18 protein-coding genes are annotated in these 20,875 nt (G+C 62.0%); 12 read left to right on the forward strand and 6 right to left on the reverse strand.

Going from position 1 to position 20,875, the window contains the following annotated elements; translation table 11 throughout:
• Positions 1 to 79 precede the first annotated feature (79 nt).
• Genes ATN38_RS09315 through catA form a run of 4 tightly spaced genes read right to left on the reverse strand, consistent with a single transcriptional unit; the run spans position 80 to position 3,319 of the window.
• Positions 80 to 1,027 (reverse strand): helix-turn-helix domain-containing protein, encoded by a 948-nt coding sequence (locus ATN38_RS09315; protein WP_042447166.1) that lies wholly within the window; start codon positions 1,025 to 1,027, stop codon positions 80 to 82.
• 6 nt (positions 1,028 to 1,033) lie between these two features.
• Positions 1,034 to 1,315, reverse strand: coding sequence for a muconolactone Delta-isomerase (catC, locus tag ATN38_RS09320; RefSeq protein WP_042925169.1), 282 nt, complete (start codon positions 1,313 to 1,315; stop codon positions 1,034 to 1,036).
• Between the two features lie 13 nt (positions 1,316 to 1,328).
• Entirely contained in the window at positions 1,329 to 2,450 is a 1,122-nt protein-coding gene (locus ATN38_RS09325) for a muconate/chloromuconate family cycloisomerase (protein ID WP_003940572.1), read from the reverse strand.
• A 29-nt stretch (positions 2,451 to 2,479) separates the two neighbouring features.
• Positions 2,480 to 3,319 carry a catechol 1,2-dioxygenase gene (gene catA / locus ATN38_RS09330; protein ID WP_218747843.1) on the reverse strand — a complete coding sequence of 280 codons (840 nt, stop codon included), beginning with the start codon at positions 3,317 to 3,319 and terminating at the stop codon, positions 2,480 to 2,482.
• A 199-nt stretch (positions 3,320 to 3,518) separates the two neighbouring features.
• Here catA and ATN38_RS09335 point away from each other — a divergent pair, with 199 nt between their 5' ends.
• On the forward strand, positions 3,519 to 4,289 hold the full coding sequence (locus ATN38_RS09335; protein ID WP_003939932.1) for an IclR family transcriptional regulator: 771 nt from the start codon (positions 3,519 to 3,521) through the stop codon (positions 4,287 to 4,289).
• Here the strand turns inward: ATN38_RS09335 and ATN38_RS09340 are convergent.
• Positions 4,286 to 5,224 carry an AraC family transcriptional regulator gene (locus tag ATN38_RS09340; RefSeq protein ID WP_218747845.1) on the reverse strand — a complete coding sequence of 313 codons (939 nt, stop codon included), beginning with the start codon at positions 5,222 to 5,224 and terminating at the stop codon, positions 4,286 to 4,288. The genes ATN38_RS09335 and ATN38_RS09340 overlap by 4 nt on opposite strands.
• A gap of 273 nt (positions 5,225 to 5,497) precedes the next feature.
• Between ATN38_RS09340 and ATN38_RS09345 the strand changes: the two genes are divergently transcribed.
• From ATN38_RS09345 to ATN38_RS09395, 11 genes are all read left to right on the forward strand, one after another.
• Positions 5,498 to 6,067: a flavin reductase family protein gene (locus ATN38_RS09345; RefSeq protein ID WP_007729773.1), complete on the forward strand. Its 570-nt coding sequence runs from the start codon at positions 5,498 to 5,500 to the stop codon at positions 6,065 to 6,067.
• An 11-nt stretch (positions 6,068 to 6,078) separates the two neighbouring features.
• Entirely contained in the window at positions 6,079 to 7,707 is a 1,629-nt protein-coding gene (locus ATN38_RS09350) for a 4-hydroxyphenylacetate 3-hydroxylase family protein (protein ID WP_003939685.1), read from the forward strand.
• A gap of 260 nt (positions 7,708 to 7,967) precedes the next feature.
• On the forward strand, positions 7,968 to 9,365 hold the full coding sequence (benA, locus tag ATN38_RS09355; protein WP_042447174.1) for a benzoate 1,2-dioxygenase large subunit: 1,398 nt from the start codon (positions 7,968 to 7,970) through the stop codon (positions 9,363 to 9,365).
• 11 nt (positions 9,366 to 9,376) lie between these two features.
• A complete protein-coding gene (gene benB, locus ATN38_RS09360; RefSeq protein ID WP_003939939.1) occupies positions 9,377 to 9,886 on the forward strand; it encodes a benzoate 1,2-dioxygenase small subunit in 510 nt (169 codons plus the stop codon).
• 31 nt (positions 9,887 to 9,917) lie between these two features.
• Positions 9,918 to 11,471 (forward strand): benzoate 1,2-dioxygenase electron transfer component BenC, encoded by a 1,554-nt coding sequence (benC, locus tag ATN38_RS09365; RefSeq protein WP_054188472.1) that lies wholly within the window; start codon positions 9,918 to 9,920, stop codon positions 11,469 to 11,471.
• Positions 11,468 to 12,250, forward strand: a complete 783-nt coding sequence (locus ATN38_RS09370; protein WP_007729779.1) for a 1,6-dihydroxycyclohexa-2,4-diene-1-carboxylate dehydrogenase — start codon at positions 11,468 to 11,470, stop codon at positions 12,248 to 12,250. Before benC ends, ATN38_RS09370 begins: the two co-directional genes overlap by 4 nt.
• A gap of 44 nt (positions 12,251 to 12,294) precedes the next feature.
• The gene (locus ATN38_RS09375) at positions 12,295 to 13,680 is read left to right on the forward strand and encodes an aromatic acid/H+ symport family MFS transporter (protein WP_007729781.1); all 1,386 of its coding nucleotides are present in this window, start codon (positions 12,295 to 12,297) and stop codon (positions 13,678 to 13,680) included.
• Positions 13,677 to 16,379 carry a helix-turn-helix transcriptional regulator gene (locus ATN38_RS09380; protein ID WP_218747847.1) on the forward strand — a complete coding sequence of 901 codons (2,703 nt, stop codon included), beginning with the start codon at positions 13,677 to 13,679 and terminating at the stop codon, positions 16,377 to 16,379. Before ATN38_RS09375 ends, ATN38_RS09380 begins: the two co-directional genes overlap by 4 nt.
• A gap of 4 nt (positions 16,380 to 16,383) precedes the next feature.
• Positions 16,384 to 17,628, forward strand: coding sequence for a benzoate/H(+) symporter BenE family transporter (locus tag ATN38_RS09385; protein WP_218747848.1), 1,245 nt, complete (start codon positions 16,384 to 16,386; stop codon positions 17,626 to 17,628).
• A gap of 62 nt (positions 17,629 to 17,690) precedes the next feature.
• Complete coding sequence (gene aztD / locus ATN38_RS09390) at positions 17,691 to 18,938, forward strand: zinc metallochaperone AztD (protein ID WP_007729787.1); 1,248 nt, start codon at positions 17,691 to 17,693, stop codon at positions 18,936 to 18,938.
• A gap of 763 nt (positions 18,939 to 19,701) precedes the next feature.
• On the forward strand, positions 19,702 to 20,235 hold the full coding sequence (locus tag ATN38_RS09395; RefSeq protein WP_007729791.1) for a GNAT family N-acetyltransferase: 534 nt from the start codon (positions 19,702 to 19,704) through the stop codon (positions 20,233 to 20,235).
• 88 nt (positions 20,236 to 20,323) lie between these two features.
• Here the strand turns inward: ATN38_RS09395 and ATN38_RS09400 are convergent, their stop codons facing one another.
• Positions 20,324 to 20,791, reverse strand: coding sequence for a VOC family protein (locus ATN38_RS09400; protein ID WP_218747850.1), 468 nt, complete (start codon positions 20,789 to 20,791; stop codon positions 20,324 to 20,326).
• Between the last annotated feature and the right edge of the window lie 84 nt (positions 20,792 to 20,875).

Here is a 20,875-nt window from a genome sequence, read left to right on the forward strand (position 1 = left end):
GATCTGAAACACACTCTGCCCCGGTATTCGGGCTCCCAGTTGTCGTGATCGGACACGTTTGTTGTTCGGATGCGACAGATCAGTGACGTTCGCGGGCGTTCGGATCAGGCGAGTTACGTACTTCCGACGGCGCCGCACCGAATTCCGCTTTGAACGCACGCGAAAACGCTGGTGCGTCATGGAAACACCATCGTGCGGCCAGGATGGAGATCGAATGACCCCGCAGTGAGACGTCGGTGAGATCGCGGCGTACGCGGATCAACCGTTCGCGGCGAATCAGCGCACTGAGGGTCAGATCCCCGTCACCGAAGTGACGCTGAACGGTTCGCGGCGACAGGTGCAACGCACCGGCGATCGACGCGACCGAGAGGTCTGGTGAGTCGAGATTCCGAAGCGCATATCGCAAGATCTCCTCTCGCGTCGAACGTCCGGGTGTCGCGGGCGCAGATCCTTGCATCAGAACTGCCGAAGCGAGATTGACTCCAGCATCTCCGAGAAGCCCGGCTGCGCTGCCGTCGACCTGGGATGCAACAGCGCCCGAGATGAAATTTTCCAGCAATGCACCGGACCCACGCCGACCATCGTGGGTGCGCTCGAGCGCGCAATTCAGTTCTCGCTCGGTCAGACTCACCGCACTGCGCGGTAGGGTCATGACGGTGCACGACCAGTGACCGTCGAAACGCAGCGCGTACGAATGCTCGACGTCGTAGAGAATCATCGCGCCGGGCGGGGCCGTCAACTCGCGGTCCGATTGGCGCAGTATCGCGCTCCCGGTTCGGACCGTGCAGATCTTGAGCAGATCACTACCGTGTCGCTTTGCTGCGCGTGCGCTCCGCCGCAGTATCTGCGGTGAACCGGAGATGTCGAAAGCGCCTACGTCCCCGAGACTTACGCCGCTGACCGTACCGACAGGCGCGGCATCGACGGAACTCTCGGGGCACAGGCCACCGAAGGTCTCCGACATCTCGCAGTGCCACTGCTGCACAGATTCCGGCAGGCTCGCAGGCGTGGCAGACACGGCAGACATGGCGGGCTACTTGATCGAAGATCCGTGCTGCGTCAACGGCATGACCTCGATGGTCATGTACGGGAACAGGGGCAGGTTCCAGAGAATCTCATGGAGTTCGTCAGCCGACTCGACATCGAAGATGCTGATGTTGCTGAACTGTCCCACAATTCGCCACAGATGTACCCACTTTCCCTGTCGCTGAAGGTCTTGCGAGTACGCCTTCTCCGTTGCGACGGTATCGGCGCGTATTTCCGGATCCAGGTCGCGCGGAATATCGACGTCCATCCGAACGTGAAAGAGTGCCATGTTCTTCTATCCTCTAGTTCCTGGTCCAGGTCTTGACGGCGTCCATGTTCAGTTCGACTCCCAGGCCAGGTCCGGCGGGGAGGTGCAACTGACCCTCGGAATACTTCAGGGGTTCCTGAAGCAACTCTTCGCTGAAGAGCAGTGGGCCGAAAAGCTCTGTTCCGAAGTTGATTCCGGGCTCGGCGCACGCGAAGTGCAACGAAGCGGCGGTGCCGATCGGGCCTTCGATGGACGTCGCACCGTGGCACGCGATACCGGCGGCCTTGGCAATCGCGACGATGTCGCGGCTGCGCTGGAGGCCACCACATTTGGTGGTCTTGAGGGCGATGACATCGGCGGCGCTCCGGCGGGCGATTTCCAGAGCGTCGTGTGGGGTCTGCACACTCTCGTCGGCCATGATCGGAATCGGTAGAAGCCTACTGAGTTCGGCGAGGACCTCGATTTGGTCTGCCGGAGTGGGTTGTTCGATCAGTTCGACTCCACCCTCGGCGAGTTGTGGCAAGTACCGCAGGGCAGTGAAGCGATCCCACCGTGCGTTGACGTCGACACGGACTCCGGCGTGGCCGTCCAGCGCCTGCGCGATGTTGACGATGCGCGCGACGTCGACTGCTGGATCGAGTGCTCCCATTTTCAGTTTGAAGCTGAAATTGAGCCGGGATTCGAGCTTTTCGTGAGCTTCTTCGATGATCTCGTCCGCCGGCGCAGCACCCAGTGCCCACGTGACGTCGACACTCTCGCGGAAAGCCCCGCCGAGGAGCGTGTGCACGGGGACTCCCAGGCTACGCGCCCAGGCGTCGTGCAACGCCACGTCGACGGCGGCCTTCGCGAATCGTGCATTGGCAACAACTTTTTCGATGTCGGCCATGATCGCGGTGATGTGATCCACGCGCCTGCCGACCACCACGGGAGCGATGTACTTCTCGATGATGACCTGCATCGTCTCCACCGATTCGCCACCCCACCACGGCCCGCCCGGAACGACTCCTTCGCCGTATCCGATCACCCCGTCGGAGGTGCGAATCGCGACCAGCAACAACGGCTGCGCCGTCATCGACGTGGTGGCGAACTTGTGGGGGCGAACCAGCGGAACGTCGAGGATGGTCGTCTCGATGGAGACGATCGACAGGTCTGTCATCAAATCACTTTCTTCAGAGCAGTTGTGGATCAGGCCGGATCGAGCACGAAGTCGTATGTGACCCGGTTGGTTCCGTCGGCACCTGGCTTCGGATCGAGAATCAGTTCGGGCTTCGTCGTCGTTGCCACGTCGTTCTCGATCCACTCTCCATCCTTGAAATAGAGCTGGGTGGTGATGGTGCGCTTACCGGGAGCCTTCACCATGAGGTGCAGGTGAGCCGGACGCCACGGGTGCCAGCCGGCCTTCTCGATGAACCAGCCGGTGGGGCCGTCGGTCGGGATCTGGTACGGCGCAGGCTGAATCGTGGTGATCTCGAAGCGTCCCTCGTCGTCGGCGACGATCGTTCCGCGGAGGTTGCCGTCGGGGATGTGCGGCGCGAAATGGGAGTAGTAGCCTTCGTCGTCCGCGTGCCAGAGTTCGACGGTTGCACCGCCCAACCCCTTGCCGTCGAGATCGCGAACCTGGCCCTCGAAGACCAGCTTCGATCCAACCTCGTTGTCACGCATCGGAAGTTCACACTTGGCAGGCAACGTCTTGGCATCGGCAACGTAGTACGGGCCCTCGATGCTTCCCTTGGTGCCGTGCTGGCCGCGGTACGCGACCTCCTCGACGTTGTGCTCGAGGAAGACGTCCAGCCACAGGGGCCACTCGCCGAACTGGCCGATGTCGATGAGCCACTGCTTGAGGACGCGGTACTCGGGGTAGGTGATGCCGTGCTTGTCGATGACGCCTGCGAGTGCCTCGAGCACGTCCTTGGCGATGGCCGAGACGCGTTCGGGCGGGGTGTCCGCGCTGACTCGTTCCTGGAGGAACTTGTCGGTGGCGGCAGTACCCGAACCTACTGCGGTGGGGCTCTCGGAAGTGGTCATGTGGTCCTCCTCGGGGCCGTATGTGGCTGTTACCGGGTGGGTGCCGTACTGCTGGGCTGCGTCGGCTCCCCAAGTTTGGGTTGTACGCTTTGCGTACATCTGTTACGCTGTGCGTACGCTTGTACTGTGCGCCCAGTCACAAGGTTTGTCAACCTTCGAAGGCGTCGATCGGGCATACCCGCAGATGAAAGGCCATTCCGTGAGCGAGAACGATCGCGATTACATCCAGAGCATCGAGCGTGGATTTGCTGTGCTGACGGCCTTCGACGAGAAGAACCCCAACCCGTCGCTCGCCGATCTTGCCGCCGAAACGGGTCTCTCCCGCCCCGCGGTCCGGCGCATCCTCCTCACGCTGCAGAAGCTCGGATACGTCACCGGCAACAACAGTCGGTGGTCGCTCACCCCACGCGTTCTGAGTATCGGGCAGCACTTCTCGGCATCACATGCTTTGACAGAGGCGGCGCTCCCTCGTCTGTTGGAGATCGCAGAACACACCCACGAGTCGGCGTCGCTCGGGGTGCTCGACGGTGTCGACGTGGTCTACGCCGCGCGTGTACCCGTCCGGCGGATCATGAGCATCAACGTCAGCGTCGGCACCCGAGTGCCTGCATATGCCACCTCCATGGGTCGAGCCCTGCTAGCTTGGGCGCCAACCGAAATCGTCGACAACGTCATCGCGAACTCCACGTTCGACGCCCTCACACCCACCACGATCACCGACGAAGGCGCATTCCATACCGCCCTCCGGGTGGTGCGCGAGCAGGGATACGCGCTCACATCGGAGGAACTGGAAGACGGCCTGATTTCCCTCGCTGCTCCCGTCCGCGACGCCGGTGGAAGCGTCGTCGGAGTGACAGCGTGTTCGACCTCGGCCGGACGAACATCCCCGGAAGCTTTCCGCGCCGACGTCGCGCCTTTCCTCGTCGAGAAGGCGAACCAACTCAGCGCGGACATGGGGTACCGAAGCTAGCGCCTCAACACCTCGGAAGGCAGCAATCCGTACTTACGCCGAAAGGACGACGCGAACCGTCCGGTGTGCGTGAAACCCCATCTCACAGCGACATCGGTGACCGTCGTCGAGTCGTCGGCATCCACCAGATCTGCATGGACCCGCGCGAGACGGATGTCGAGCAGGCATTCCGACGGACTCCGGCCCACGTACTGCCGAAATCCCTCCTGCAATCTCCGTACGCTGACGCCCGCCACCTCCGCCATCTCGGCTGCGGTCCACACGCGGGCCGGGTCGTCGTGCATCTCGTCGAGCACCCGCTTGACGATGCGTGGCCTGGCGTGTCGCACCGCGTCCTCGCTTTCGGGCATTGCGGCAAGGACGAATGCCGTGACCACGGCGCCGGAGAGCTGACCTGCGACCAGTTCGTTTTGCAGCACGCCGACCGGGCCGAGTATCTGATCCGACAGTGAGCGAACAAATTTCAGCCATCTGGCTCCGTCGTCGCCCCGAAGATCCACCTGATCAGGCAAGTGCATTCCGGGTCGACCGAGAACCTTTTCCATCTCACGGTCGAGGTACTGACGGTCCATCCGGACTCCGACGATCTCGCAGTCCGCACTCCACCGCGTAATTCTTGTCGTGATGTCGGGTGGACATACCGTCGCAACACCCTGCGTCGAGAGCACGTGCGAGCCCGCGAACACCGACTCGAGCTCGCCCGAGAGCGGGATGTTCACCCCATAGGCACCGGGATGATCGGATTCGACGGCGACGTCTGCTCCCCACCGAATATGAGCGATCCTCAGCGGTCCCAACTCGGTGGTGCACACCCCGACTCCACTGGCCGCATGCCGAGACAACGGCGTCAGCGTGTGCGGAAAATAGGCGTCCGAAACCGCATGACACGCCTCGTCCCAGTCGCGGGGAGCAGTACCGATCATGGAGTCGACCATCGTCCTTCTTCACCTTCCAAACCCGTGACCAGCCACATTGCCGAGCAAGGGCGCTGAACATCATTGAACACTGTGTCCCCGGTCACTTCCAAGAGAAAACGGGTACGGGCCGCGATCGGGTGCGCAATCCGGATAGCCACCGCGCTGTACGGATCGACCGAAGCCTGCGCCCGCCGTACGTTCGTCTTCACTCCCGGCGCGAGTCGCCCACTACTTCCCTCCCGCACTTCGCGGCACTCTCACTCAACCGCCATCCGACAAGGAGGTCCGGTCATGGAACAAAATCAGCTTCGAGGAATCTTCGGTCAATTCGCGAGCGGCGTCACCGTCATCACCTGTACCAATGCCGACGGTCAACCACACGGAGCCACGGTCACCGCATTCACGGCCATTTCCCTGGAACCACGGCTGTGCCAGATCACGATGACTCGCAAGTCCAAGGCGTGCGGCTACCTCGGCAACGCGCCGTTTGCGGTCAACATCCTTGCCTCCGACCAAGTGGACACGGCCATGCATTTTGCCGGCCGACCGCAGCGCACCGAGCCGAGGTGGATCGACGGACCGACCGCTCCCCTGCTCGACGGCGCCGCAGCAACCATCTCGTGCGTCCCGTGGAGGGAGTACGACGGCGGTGACCACATCATCTTCATCGGCGAGATCGTCGACGCTCAGTCGAGTGGCAAGGATCCGCTTCTGTTCTACCGAAGCACTTTTCACGATCTAGGCGCTACCTCGTCGACCACAGTCTGGAACGGAAGTCAGGACGACCCCCACAGCGGCTGGTTCGACGCCACCACTTCGTTCACCCCGATTCATCTTCAGCCCGCACCCCAAACGATCTGAAAGGCTTTGCCATGACGACCACCGAAATTCCTCCCACCGGCGTCGATCCCGCAGATTCCGGAGCGCCACAGGTCAATCCGGCCGCCGATTGCGAAGCCAACCGCACGAAGAACTTCGCCACCCGACCGATGACCGGTGACGAGTACATCTCGAGCCTGCAGGACGGTCGCGAGATCTGGCTTCACGGTGATCGCGTCAAGGACGTCACGACACACCCCGCGTTCCGGAATCCGATCCGCATGACCGCGAGGCTGTACGACGCTCTGCATACGGGCGAGCACGTGGACGCCTTGACCGTTCCGACGGACACGGGCAACGGCGGTGTCACCATGCCATTCTTCCGCACTCCGACGTCCTCGGCCGATCTGCTCAAGGAACGCGACGCCATAGCGACGTGGGCACGTATGACCTACGGCTGGATGGGCCGCTCCCCCGACTACAAGGCAAGTTTCCTGGGAACCCTCCACGCCAACAAGGAGTTGTACGCACCGTTCCAGGACAACGCCGAACGCTGGTACCGCGAATCGCAGGAGAAAGTTCTGTACTGGAACCACGCGATCATCAATCCCCCGGTGGATCGCCAACTTCCACCGGACGAGGTCGGTGACGTCTTCATGAAGGTGGAGAAGGAAACCGACGCAGGTTTGATCGTCAGCGGCGCCAAAGTGGTCGCCACCGGATCGGCGATCACGAACTACAACTTCATCGCACACTACGGTCTGCCGATCAAGAAGAAGCAGTTCGCCCTGATCTGCACGGTACCGATGGACGCGCCGGGTGTGAAGCTGATCTGCCGCACCTCGTACACCGAACATGCTGCGGTGATGGGCAGTCCGTTCGATTATCCGCTGTCGAGTCGCATGGACGAGAACGACACCATCTTCGTCTTCGACAAGGTGTTGGTTCCGTGGGAAAACGTCTTCATGTACGGCGACGTCGACCGGATCAACGCTTTCTTCCCTCAATCGGGCTTCCTGCCGCGCTTCACCTTTCAGGGCTGCACTCGCCTGGCCGTCAAGCTCGACTTCATCGCCGGACTGTTGATGAAGGCACTCGAAGCCACCGGCGCCGGCGGCTTCCGCGGAGTCCAGACCCGTGTCGGTGAGGTGATCGGGTGGCGAAACCTCTTCTGGTCGTTGACCGAATCGATGGCACGCGATCCCGAACAGTGGGTCGGCGATTCGGTGATCCCGAAGCTCGAGTACGGCCTCACCTATCGAATGTTCATGATTCAGGGGTACCCGCGGATCAAGGAGATCATCGAACAGGACGTCGCGTCGGGCTTGATCTACCTGCCTTCGAGTTCACTCGACTTCAAGAGCCCGGACGTGCGTCCGTACCTCGACAAGTACGTTCGCGGTTCCGACGGCATCACCGCCGTCGACCGCGTGAAAGTCATGAAGGCGCTGTGGGATTCGATCGGGACCGAGTTCGGCGGCCGACACGAACTCTACGAGCGCAACTACTCCGGCAATCACGAGAACGTCAAAGCGGAACTGCTGTTCGCAGCCCAGAATCGTGGACACGCAAGTTCCATGAAGGGACTGGCCGAGCAATGCCTGAGTGAATACGACCTCGACGGCTGGACGGTCCCTGACCTCATCGGCAACGACGACGTCTCGTTCTTCAAGAACCGGTAACCCCCGCGGCAGGTAGGGCGGACTCGCGATGTCGAGTCCGCCCTGGTCGTCGTCTTCAGCAGGCATGGCCCATCAGCAGAATTCGACGAACACTGCACCCTTGGTCAGGACTAGGCAATTGCCTAGTGTGACCCGAGACACACGATGTCAAGGTGAATTCAGTACCGGACGCAGCCCCGTCCGGAAAGCGGGTCCCACCGATTTGGTCCGACAGCCCTCGGCTTTCTCGGTAGGCGCCCACTCTTATCTGGAGGACACCCATGACGGATATGTTGGATGCTGCCCGCGGCACCGACCAGTTCGCGAACATCCGCGCCGCCCTCGACGACGCGCTCGTCGAGGACCCGGAGACCGGCCGCTACCAGGTGCGGCGCAGCGTCTTCACGGACGAGCAACTGTTCGAACTCGAGATGACGCACATCTTCGAAGGCAATTGGATCTACCTCGCGCACGAGAGCCAGATCCCGAACGTCGGCGACTACTTCACCACCTACATGGGCCGTCAGCCCATCGTGATCACCCGCAACAAGGACGGCGAATTGGGTGCGCTGATCAACGCATGCAGCCACCGCGGTGCGATGCTCTGTCGCCGTAAGACCGACAACCGAACCACCTTCACCTGCCCGTTCCACGGCTGGACCTTCAACAACAGCGGAAAACTCCTCAAGGCCAAGGACGCTCGCACCGGTGGCTATCCGGAGCAGTTCAACAAAGACGGCTCACACGACCTGACCAGGGTGGCGCGGTTCGAGAACTATCGCGGCTTCCTCTTCGGCAGCCTCAACCCCGACGTGCTGCCACTCGAAGAGCACCTCGGTGACACCACGAAGGTCATCGACATGATCGTCGATCAGTCACCTGACGGACTCGAAGTTCTGCGCGGTGCATCCACCTACACCTACGACGGCAACTGGAAGTTGCAGACCGAGAACGGTGCCGACGGCTACCACGTGTCTTCGACGCACTGGAACTACGCCGCTACCACCGCTCGCCGCACCGCCGGTGAATCGTCCAACGAGACCAAAGCCATGGACGCCGGCACCTGGGGGAAGCAGGGCGGTGGATACTTCTCCTACGACTACGGCCACCTCCTGCTCTGGATGTGGTGGGGCAATCCCGAGGACCGACCCCTGTTCGAACGCAAAGCAGAACTGGAGGCTCAGTTCGGTTCCAAGAAGGCCGAATTCATGGTCGGTGCGTCGAGGAACCTCTGCCTGTACCCGAACGTCTACCTCATGGATCAATTCAGCAGCCAGATCCGGCACTTCCGTCCGATCTCCGTGGACCAGACCGAAGTCACCATCTACTGCATCGCGCCCAAGGGAGAGAGCGCCGAAGCGCGCAGCAACCGCATCCGTCAGTACGAGGACTTCTTCAATGCCAGCGGTATGGCCACCCCGGACGATCTCGAAGAGTTCCGTTCCTGCCAGAAGACCTACCAGGCAGCCGGCGCCCCGTGGAACGACCTCAGCCGTGGCGTCACACACCAGATTCCCGGTCCGAACGACGTCGCGAAGGATCTCGGCATGAATCGCGTGCTCTCGAGCGGAGCCAAGACCGAGGACGAAGGCTTGTATCCCATTCAGCACGGGTACTGGCGCGACGCCATGCTTGCGGCCGTAGATGCCGAGCAAGCCGCTTCCAACCGGACCATCTGAGGACGATCACCATGACTGTCACCACCACCAATGCCGTCGCCCTCGAAACAGTGCAGCAGTTTCTCTACCGTGAGGCTCGCTATCTGGACGATCGCGAGTTCGAGAAGTGGATCGAGTGCTACCACCCCGATTCCGAGTACTGGATGCCCGCATGGGCGGACGACGGCGAGCTGACCACGGACCCGGCCGCAGAGATCTCCCTGATCTACTACCCGAATCGCGGCGGTATCGAGGACCGCGTGTTCCGAATCAGGACTGACCGTTCCAGCGCGACAAGCCTTCCCGAGCCCCGCACCGGTCACAACATCACCAACGTGGAAGTGATCGAAGAACGCGGCTTCGTCGTCGACGTCCGCTTCAATTGGTTCACGCTGTACTTCCGCTACAACACAGTCGACACCTACTTCGGCACCTCGCACTACACGATCGACTTCTCGGGCGAGCAGCCGTTGATCATGAAGAAGAAGGTAGTCCTCAAGAACGACTACATCCATCACGTGGTCGACATCTACCACTTCTGACACGACTTCCCTTCGAATCGAGCTGTTTCCCATGAGCATTCAAGCTGCGCCGACCTTTCAAGTAGCCCTGAGTTTCGAAGACGGCATCACCCGCTTCGTCGAATGCAACACCGACGAGACCGTCGCGGACGCGTCGTACCGCGCACGAATCAACATTCCGCTCGACTGCCGCGACGGAGCATGTGGCACCTGCAAATCACTCTGTGAGTCAGGTACTTTCGACGCCGGCGACTACATCGAGGAGGCCCTGACGGACGACGAGGCCGAGCAGGGATACTGCCTTCCGTGCCAGATGGTGCCGGAATCTGATCTCGTGCTGCAGATTCCCACCACGTCGGCGGTCGCCAAGACCACTGCCGGTTCGTACACGTCCACCATCACCGAGATCATTCGCCATTCGGATTCCACGGTGGGTTTCACCGTCGCAGTCGACAACCGCGCAGATCTGGTCTTCCTCCCCGGTCAGTACGTGAACATCCTCGTTCCCGGAACCGAAGCGACGCGGTCGTACTCGTTCAGCTCCGGCCCTGAGGTCGCGTCGGCGTCGTTCCTGGTCAAGATCACCCCGGGTGGTCTGATGTCCGAGTATCTCAGTCAGCGTGCGCAGGTAGGCGACACTCTCGAATTGACCGGACCGATGGGTAGCTTCTTCCTCCGGTCAGGTCAACGGAGAGCCCTACTGCTTGCCGGTGGAACCGGCTTGGCCCCGCTGCTCTCCATACTGGAGAAGATGCGTACCGAAAGCTCCACTCGGCCCGTCCATCTGGTCTACGGCGTCAGCTCCGACACCGATCTCGTCGAACTCGACAAACTGCACGACTACGCGAAGTCTCTACCCCAGTTCACCTTCGACTACTGCGTATCCGATCCCGACAGCACAGCACCGAACAAGGGCTATGTCACGGGCTTGATCGAGCCCGATCACCTCGACGACGGCAACGTAGACGTCTACCTGTGCGGCCCGCCGCCGATGGTCGAAGCCGTACGTCTGCACTTCAAGGACGTATCGATCACACCCACGAACTTCTACTTCGAAAAGTTCAACAATGCGGCAGCACCGGCTGATTCACCGGCAGCCTCGGCCGAAGAATCAGCTGCCGGCACGTACGAGATCGGTGAAGAACATCTGCCGGTCACGGAGTCGGACGCACAGTTCGACGCTCGGATGGCCCTCGAACTCGGAGCAATGGAACTCACGATCGGCCGCCTCACTCCGGCACAGTTGACGGAGTACCGCATTCTGGCGGAGAACTCGGCTGCTTCCATCGACCGCGATCACTTCACGGACGCAGCGGCATTCACCGAAACCAATGCCCTGTTCCACGACTTCCTCTTCCGCTGCACCGGAAACGAAGTGCTGCTGCAGGCATACCACCGTCTCGAGGTCACACAACTGATGAACCGAGTGCTCCGCACCGCCGATTGGGTGGACGAACATGTCGCGGAGGATCACTCACGTATCGTGAGTGCATTCGAGCAGAATGATCGCGCCGCGGCCCGTGATCTGATCGTCCAGCACAGCGAACACGCCAAGTCGACGATGCACCGCGCCATCACCGACGCTCGGGAAAGTGTGGCGTCGTGAGCACGAGATTCTTCGCCGGCCGGTTCGACGACCGGGTCGTGGTCGTCACCGGAGCGGCTCAGGGGATCGGGCGCAGCGTTGCCGAAAGAGTTTCCGCAGAAGGTGGTTCCGTCGCGCTTGTGGATCGAGCTGAACTGGTTCACGACATCGCGACACCGCTGGAGCGTTCCCATTCGGTGACCGCGGACCTCGAGACGTTCGAAGGTGCCCAGAATGCAATAGATTCCGCATTGGAGCGCTTCGGACGCATCGACGTCCTGATCAACAACGTCGGTGGGACCATCTGGGCCAAACCCTACGAGCACTACACGCCGCAGCAGATACAAGCCGAGGTCACACGATCACTGTTCCCCACGCTCTGGACGTGTCGCGCCGTACTGCCCCATCTGATCGAGCAGGCGAGCGGCACCATCGTCAACGTCTCCTCGGTCGCCACCCGCGGTGTCAACCGTGTTCCTTACGCGGCGGCCAAGGGCGGGGTCAGCGCGATCACCGCTGCACTGGCGATGGAAGTCGCGCAGTACGGAATACGCGTCGTGGCAACCGCTCCCGGCGGAACCGAGGCGCCACCACGCGTCGTGGCACGCGGGCCGGGTGCCGAGACCGACGAGGAGAAAGCCTGGTACCAGCAGATCGTCGACCAGACCGTCGACTCGTCGCTACTCAAGCGTTACGGCACCCTGGACGAACAGGCTGCTGCTATCACTTTCCTTGCCTCCGAAGAGGCTTCGTATGTCACCGGAACGGTTCTGCCCGTCGCCGGTGGCGACCTCGGCTGAATCCAGCCTCCCCCGATTCCTGATCTCTCGAACGGAGATTCGCCATGTCCTCGATCGAACGTGGTTCCTGGGCCAGTGCCCGCCATCGCTCGTCAGTGTTGTGGGTGGTCACCATCGCCGCCATTGCCATTCTGTTCGACGGATACGACCTGGTCGTGTACGGCACGATCCTGCCCGTACTCATGGACGACCCCAGCCATATCGGCACCTTGACCGCATCTCAGGCCGGCGCGTTGGGTTCGTATGCACTCGTCGGAGTGATGGTCGGCGCACTGACGTGTGGAGCGATCGGCGATCACTTCGGTCGCCGAAAGATGATGCTGGTCAACATCATCTGGTTCTCGGTCGGAATGGCACTGGCAGCGTTCGCCACCAGCATCACCACCTTCGGTCTGCTGCGGTTCTTCACCGGCATCGGTGTCGGTGGGCTTGTCGCCACCGCCGGAGCCATGATTGCCGAGTTCGCGCCGCCGGGACGCCGCAATCTGTTCAACGCCATCGTCTACAGCGGTGTCCCGGCCGGTGGCGTCATGGCTTCCGTCCTGGCGATCGTTCTCCGTGATTCCATCGGATGGCGCGGACTGTTCCTCATCGGCGCCCTGCCATTGGTGTTCCTGTTCCCACTCGCCTGGTTCAAACTGCCCGAGTCTCCCGCGTGGCTGATTGCTCGCGGACGTGTCGAGGAAGCTCGCGCCATTTCCTCGAAAACCGGAATTCCATTGCCTGTCGGTACAGATCGACCCAACGACGCCGTAGCCGAGAAGGTCGGCTTCCGAGCGTTGGCGAGCAGACAATATGTCTGGGGCACCGCGCTTCTCGGCCTCATGAGCTTCGCCGGCCTCCTCCTGACCTACGGACTGAACACCTGGCTGCCCAAGATCATGGAAAACGCGGGATACAACGCGAAGGGTTCGCTCTCGTTCCTGTTGGTACTCAACGGCGGTGCCATCATCGGTGGACTTCTCGCCTCCAAGATCGCAGACGTAACCGGTCCACAGCGGGTTGTCGCAACCACCTTCGGCCTGGCCGCACTCGCCCTGCTCCTGTTCACATTCGGGTTCCCGCTTCCCGTACTCCTCGCCTCCGTTGCCATCGCGGGTGTCGGAACCATCGGTACTCAGGTTCTGATCTACGGATTCGTGTCCAACTACTATTCGACGGCCGCTCGGGCCGCAGGTGTCGCGTGGTGCGCCGGATTCGGACGTCTGGGCGGGATATTCGGGCCACTGATCGGCGGAAGTTTGATCAGCGCCGGAATCAGTTCCGAATCGGCGTTCTACGTCTTCGCCGGCATCGCGGTGCTTGGCGCCATCGTCACCTTCTTCGTGCCGAAGCAAGCACCTGATCTGGGTGCCACTGCACTTCGATCCGATGGAGACCGTGCCGAAAAGGAAACCCGTGGTGAGCCCGGCGTTACGGTAGTCGGGTGACACTTCGTGACCTGTTGCTCGGCCGAGAACGCGAGCTCGCCGTTCTCGGCCGAGCCCTGGCCGCGGCAGAGACAGGAGTGCCGACTCTCGTGCTGGTCGAGGGCGATGCCGGTAGCGGTAAGTCCACTCTCGTCGACCGGTTCGCCGAAATCTCTTCCGCTCATACGCTCCGCCGCGCTCGTGGGCTGGAGTGGGAATCGAACACTGCCTTCGGAGTGATCGAACAACTACTCGAACGTCCGGTTTCCAACTCGGACCCGGTCGCCGTTGCACACGAGATCGTCGACGCAGCGGAGCAACTGACCCTGATCGTCGTCGACGATGCCCATCACAGCGATGTCAGCTCGCTTCAGGCAATCACCTCCGCCCTCCATCGAGGCCGAACGGCACCACTGCTGTTCGTCCTCGTCGCCGAGGAAACGCCGTTCCTGCGCGAGGATGTCAGGCAGATTCTCGACCTGCACTGGTCGACGCGATTGCACATCAGCCCGATCGACGCACCCGTCATCATCGACATCGCGCGCATGCGAAGCGGAATCGACCTCAGCTCCGGCGTCGCGCTTGCCCTTCAGGACTTCACCGCGGGCAACACACTCGACATCGTCTCGCTTCTCGACGAGCTGCCACCTACCTATTGGACCCAGTGGCACCGAACTTTGCCCGTCCCTCGCCATCGTGCAGTATCGATCGCCGCCGCCCTCGCTACGTGTTCGGCGGGAGCACGAACGTTGATCGAAGCCGCAGCAGTTGTCGGGCGCAGCACGACGTTGTCGCATCTTGCTCAGCTGGCCGAAATCGACGACGTGGTCGGCGCTTTGGACAGCGCCTTTGCCAGCGGCCTCCTTTCTGTCCACGAGCAGCGCGGCAGCACCGAGGTGTCACTGAGCAGCACGATGGTCACGGCCGCAGTGCGCGGGGCGTTGGGACCCGCGCACTTGCATCTGCTGCACACACGCGCAGCCGAGATCGCTTGGGGAGAAGGTGAACGGCTTTTCCACCTTGCCGCTGCCAGCACCACACATGACGAGGACCTCGCCGCCGAACTCGTTGCGTACGCATCACTACGAGCATCCGACGGCGCGTGGTCGGAAGTCGCCGACGCCATGGTCACGGCAAGCCGTCTCACCACGGCCCGAACCGAACACGAGGACCGACTGCTCCGCGGAGTCGACGCGCTGACCGGATCGGGTGACATCCCCCGCGCCATGGTCTTCGTGCCGGAGATCGAGAGTATTTCGCGCGGGCCTCTCCGCGACGCCGTCCTCGGCTACCTCGCCATCCATAGAGGGCGACCGACCGAGGCCTCCGATCTTCTGACCAGAGCGTGGGACAGCTGCAGCGTGGATCGTGAGCCAGGCATCGCTGCGATGATCGCCCAACGAATGGTCCTGCATTCTCTGGCTCGGCTCGATGGCACGGCGCTCGTCGAGTGGGTTGACCGCGCAGTCGAATTGGTGGGCCCTTCTGATCCCGCAGCAGTGGAGTCCGAAGCGATCAAGGGTCTCGGGCTCGGTGCTACCGGAAGAATCGAGAATGCGCTCGCGGCATACGCCGAACTCTCCGATCGTGTCCGCCCCGGAGCCCAAGCACAGCGCTTCCAGATGGGACGCGGATGGCTCGAGCTTGCGTTGGACCACCCGGAGTCCGCCAGACGCGACCTCGAAAGCGCGGTGTCCACAGAGTTTTCCAGTGGTTCGGCAAGAATCTCACTGTGGGCACAGGCCTGGCTCGCCCGCACTCAATTCGCTCTCGGCGCCTGGGACGAAGCGCTCTCGACCGTCGAGGGCGCCGGTGCCGAGGTGGATCGGTTCGAGATCGAGATCATCCGGCCGTTGGTCCACTGGTCGGGAGCACAGATTCACGCTCTGCGCGGCAACTGGGAACTGGCCCGTGACCATGTGCGACGTGCGTACGCCGGCATTCACGCCTACGAAATCATGTATGTTCCTGCACTTCTCGCCAGGGCCCAGGTTGCCGAGGCCGCCGCCGACTACGCCGAAGTTCTGGTGGCGCTGGCTCCGCTCACCTCGAGCAAGGCGCAACAATGGCTCGACGAGCCGGGCTTCTGGCCGTGGGTCGATCTCTACGCCAATGCATTGGTCATGGTCGGGCGAGCTGATGATGCCGACGCCTTTCTGCAACCACACGAGCAGACCGCACGACGTCGGGAGCACCGCTCAGCTGCGGCACGTCTCGGCTACGTTCGCGGCCGGATCCACGGCGCACGGGGCGAACTCGACTCGGCAAGAGAAAGTTTCGATGCTGCACTACTCGGCATCGAGACGCTGCCGCTCCCCTACGACCGAGCCCGAATCAATTTTGCCTACGGCCAAACTCTCCGCCGGGCGGGGAAACGCGCGGAGGCCGACGTCGTCCTCCGCGCCGCCCGCGAGCTGTATCACTCGTTGGGCGCCGATACTTACGTCGAGCGCTGCGAGCGCGAACTCCGCGCGGGCGGGTTGAACCTCTCGCGGACGGAGAAGGGAATCACCGACCTGACCCCGCAAGAACGAGCCGTCGCCGACCTTGTCGCAGCGGGCAAGTCCAACAAGGAAGCTGCCGGCGAATTGTTCCTCTCCGTCAAGACCATTCAATATCACCTCACGCGCGCGTACGCGAAACTCGGACTGCGATCACGGAGCGAACTCGCGGCTTTGTTCCGCGACCGAGGGCTTTCGGATCCGCATCAGGAGAACTGAGAACATGCCGGACACTACGACGACCGCGCCCGTTCGCGTCGTCACCGAGCCACTCCCCCAACCGCTCTACGGCCCGAAGCGGGTCTTGCGCGCCTTCGGCGGAACGTCCATTGCCAACGGAATCATCGGCATCGTCTTCTCGGCCACCGGGCCGGTGGCGGTCATTCTCGCTGCGGGGTTGGCGGGTGGACTGAGTCAAGCCCAATTGGCCTCTTGGCTTTTCGGTGCCTTCTTCGTCAACGGCATTCTCACCATCACGGCTTCCTGGCTGTACCGGCAGCCGCTGGCCTTCTTCTGGACGATTCCCGGAACCGTTGTCGTCGGAGCGTCGTTGGAGCATCTGCCGTGGGAGCAAGTGCTCGGAGCGTTCTTCGCGACCGGCGGCCTGATCTTGCTGTTGGGATTGACAGGGTGGGTCACACCGATCATGGCCGCATTACCCTTGCCCATCGTAATGGCAATGGTGGCAGGCGTTTTCCTTCATTTCGGAACGGATTTGGTCGAAGCGCCCGCCCACGACGCGGTGATCGCCCTGCCGATGATCGCCACCTTTGTCGCTCTGAGCGTGTTCGCCAAGCTGGGAAGATTCGTTCCGCCCGTTCTCGGCGCGTTGATCGTCGGCGTGGTCGTGATACTCGCGGCCGGAAGATTCAACTCCGCCGGCGACGCGCACGAGTGGCTGGCGCATCCGATGCTGACCACGCCAACCTGGTCTTGGCAGGCGATGATCGAACTGGTTGTACCGCTGGCGATCACAGTCGTCGTCGTGCAGAACGGCCAAGGAATCGCAGTCCTCCGCGCAGCGGGTCATCAACCGCCGATCGGGGCAGCAACGGTTGCCTGCGGTGTGTTCTCTCTCGTGAACGCGGCGGTGGGTTGTGTCTCGACGTGCCTTACCGGGCCGACGAACGCATTGCTCACGGCGTCGGGAGAGCGGACACGCCAATACACCGCCGGAATCTTCTGCGGCTTACTCGCCGTCGTCTTCGGACTGTTCGCCCCGACTTTCGTCGCGATGATGTTGGGAACTCCGACGGCATGCATCGTCACTCTGGGTGGTCTGGCCATGCTCAAGGCCTTACAGGGAGCCTTCGTGACCGCATTCGGCGGGAAATTCACCTTCGGCGCTTTGATCGCGTTCCTCGTGACGATCTCCGACATCGAACTGCTCAATATCGGAGCCGCTTTCTGGGGACTCGTCTTCGGGGTCATCGCCTCGCGCATGCTCGAACGAGCCGACTACACCTGACATGCGAATATTCGCATACTCGACTTTGACAATCATTTACATTAAGCAGTAGATCTATACCCATGCACCTCAACACCCGCATGTCGCGGCGCCTCACCCTTGCCACATCAGTAGGCCTCTCACTCGCCCTCGTTACGGGTTGCTCGTCCGACAACAAGGACTCCGCCCAGTCCGAAACCACGACCACGACGTCGGCCGCACCAACCGAACAGGCCTCGGCAACACCACGTCTCGCCGTGTCGTACGACGGCGGCGTCCTGGTGCTGGATGCAACTTCCCTCGACGTGGTCGGCGAGACCGAGATCGACGGCTTCACCCGACTCAACCCGGCCGGCGACGGTCGCCACGTCATGATCTCTGCCGGCGAAGCATTCAAGGTGCTCGACACCGGCACGTGGTCTTCGGCTCACGGTGATCATTCTCATTACTACACAGCCGATCCCGCGATGTCCGAGGTCGAGTTTGCAGCCAACGAACCCGGACACGTTGTACGCCATGCCGGAAAAACCGTTCTCTTCAACGACGGCTCGGGACTCGTCGAGATCTTCGATCCGGCGCAGTTGGCAAAACGCCAACCCCGCGTCGAGACGTACACCACGCCAGAACCCCATCACGGCGTTGCGGTCGCACTTGCCGACGGCAGCCTGTTGACGACCATCGGAAATTCGGAGTCCCGCAACGGCATTGCCATCCTCGATGCCGACCGCAAGGAAATCCTGCGCAACGAACAGTGCCCCGGTGTCCACGGCGAAGCAGTCGCTGCCGGCGAAGCCATCGTGCTGGGCTGCCAGGACGGGTTGCTCGTGTACAAGAACGGAGCGATCACCAAGGTCCAGAGTCCGGATGCATACGGCCGCATCGGAAATCAGGCAGGCTCGGAGGAGTCGGACATCGTGCTGGGTGATTACAAGACCGACAAGGACGCCGAACTCGAACGTCCGCAACGGGTCTCGCTGACCAACACGACGACGTCCGAACTCAAGCTCGTCGACCTCGGCACCAGCTACACCTTCCGCTCACTCGGCCGCGGACCACACGGAGAGGCACTGGTGCTCGGCACCGACGGCGCCATCCACGTCATCGACCCGAACACCGGCGTCGTCACCAAGAAGATCGCCGTCATAGACGCATGGACCGAGCCCACCAAGTGGCAAGAGCCCAGGCCCGCGCTCTTCGTAGAAGACCACACCGCTTACGTCACCGACCCCGCGTCGAAGAAGCTGATCGCAGTCGACCTCGAGGACGGCAGCATCCTGACCGAGACCACTCTCGATCACGCCCCGAACGAATTGACCGGTGTCACCGGCTGATTCAGATCCTCACCTCAGGCCCCCATCTCACACCGAGATGAGCGCCTGAGCCGCTCTCGTGCTTCGCCTACTGACCAGGGAATCTCATACCCAGGCAATCCTCGAGGTGCTACGACGCGCGCCTCAGAGAATCGAAGCCGTTGTCGCCAGCTCTGCTGGAGCTGAGCGATGAGCAGGACCACGATTGACCGCGGCACAAGTCAGCATGGAATAACTCCGTGTGGAGGTTCGTTGGAGATGGTGTCGGTGTTCGGTTCTTTGCCCCGGGTACCACCCCAGAATTGCCACTTCGAGTGGCCACTTGCCGAGAGGCGCAAGACGGGCACCGACGCGCTGGAGCCGCTGGACACCTGCAGGTGTCCGGCGGCTTGGTCGTGTCCGGGGTCGGACCTCGGTCCGTGACGGTCGAGGTCCACGATGTCGACCGCCGAATCTGCAATAACCGAAAACGCGTGGTTTTCCTACCGGAGGGTGGACACTCGATCATGCGCCAAAGCAGCTATGACCGTCCCTCTGCCGACAGGGCACTCCGATGGCTACTGCTGACATGGGGCCTCGGCAACTCTGTGGTGTGGTGGATCCACCTTTCACGGCGAGGCAGTCGCGCAGTCGAGACGTCACCGATACAGCCGGGCCCGTTCGGGGAGGCCAACTGGCTCGATATGGGAGGTTTCCTCGCATACTCCTCGGCCGCAACCTTGTTGATCATCGCGATTTGGTACGTCGCGGCCCGCAGGTGATCCGCACCGATAGAGTCCATGACATGGACGCCCTTTCACAGTCCGAACGGGAGAATTCGCTAGAGACCGACCGACTGCTTCTGCGACCGTTCCGTGTGCCCGATGCCGTTGTCTTGCGGGAGCTCTGGGGTGAGCGCGATCCTCGTGTCCCACCGCATCGTCGGATCGATTCCGATGGTCGACCCTCCATCGGAGACATCGAGGACCAGATTCGCAGTCGCTCACACCAACCCGGTCTACTGGCGGTGGAGCGTAAAGGATCCCATGACGTCATCGGCTACTGCGGCCTGATCGAGACTGAGCACGGACCTGACGGAGAGCCTGAACTGGCATTCGAATTTCTCCGTAGGGCATGGTGTCAGGGATATGCGACTGAGGCCTCATGGGCGGTAATCCAATGGGCGCAGGCATCAGGCTATCGACGTCTGTGGGCCACGGTCCGTGACTGGAACGGCGCTTCTCGCCGTGTGCTGGAAAAACTCGTATTCGTGGCGACCGACCATGCGGAGCCTCACGAAATCCACGGGGACCTGCTGTTCACGACAAAGGCACTGTGACTGCCTCGGCGACACAGGACTCGATGCCGCAATGACGAAGGTGCTGCGACGCGGTGACTCGGAACGCGCGCCGCAGCACGGGGAGTAGCTAGGCCGGGTTTTCGCCGGCAGCGACGTCGAGGATCCACGTCACCCCGAACGCATCGGTGAGCATGCCGAAACCGGGGCTCCACGCCGCGGCGGCAAGACCCTCGATGATCGATGCACCAGCAGAGAGTTTGGCCCAGTAGTTCTGCACCTCTTCGAGGGTTTCACCGCGAACCGAGACGAAGAACGGTTGGTCGGTGATCGTGGTGCCGTTCTCGCGGTGTGTCGAGCCTGCGTTGCCGGCCGAGCCGCCCGACTGTCCAGGGATGTCGTATGCCATCACACAGAAGCCGTCCTCTGTCTCCACCTGGCCGAACACGACGTTCTCAGCGCCGAGCACCTCCTTGGGCATCCCGAAGTCGCCGTAGGTTGCGATCGTGACCTGGCCACCGAAGACGGACTGGTAGAACTCCAGAGCCGCGCGGGCGTCTCCGCGGAAGTTGAGGTGGGTCGTTGTCTTGATGCTCACGTCTGCTCCTGGTACGAACGTCGCTCGGGTTTTCCCTGACAACGTCGACTCTCACAGCCGTATAGGACTGTTTTCGTCCTAGAC

The sequence above is a fragment of the Rhodococcus sp. FH8 genome, from assembly GCF_019266085.1.
In the GTDB taxonomy this organism is placed as follows: Bacteria; Actinomycetota; Actinomycetes; order Mycobacteriales; family Mycobacteriaceae; genus Rhodococcus_F; species Rhodococcus_F qingshengii.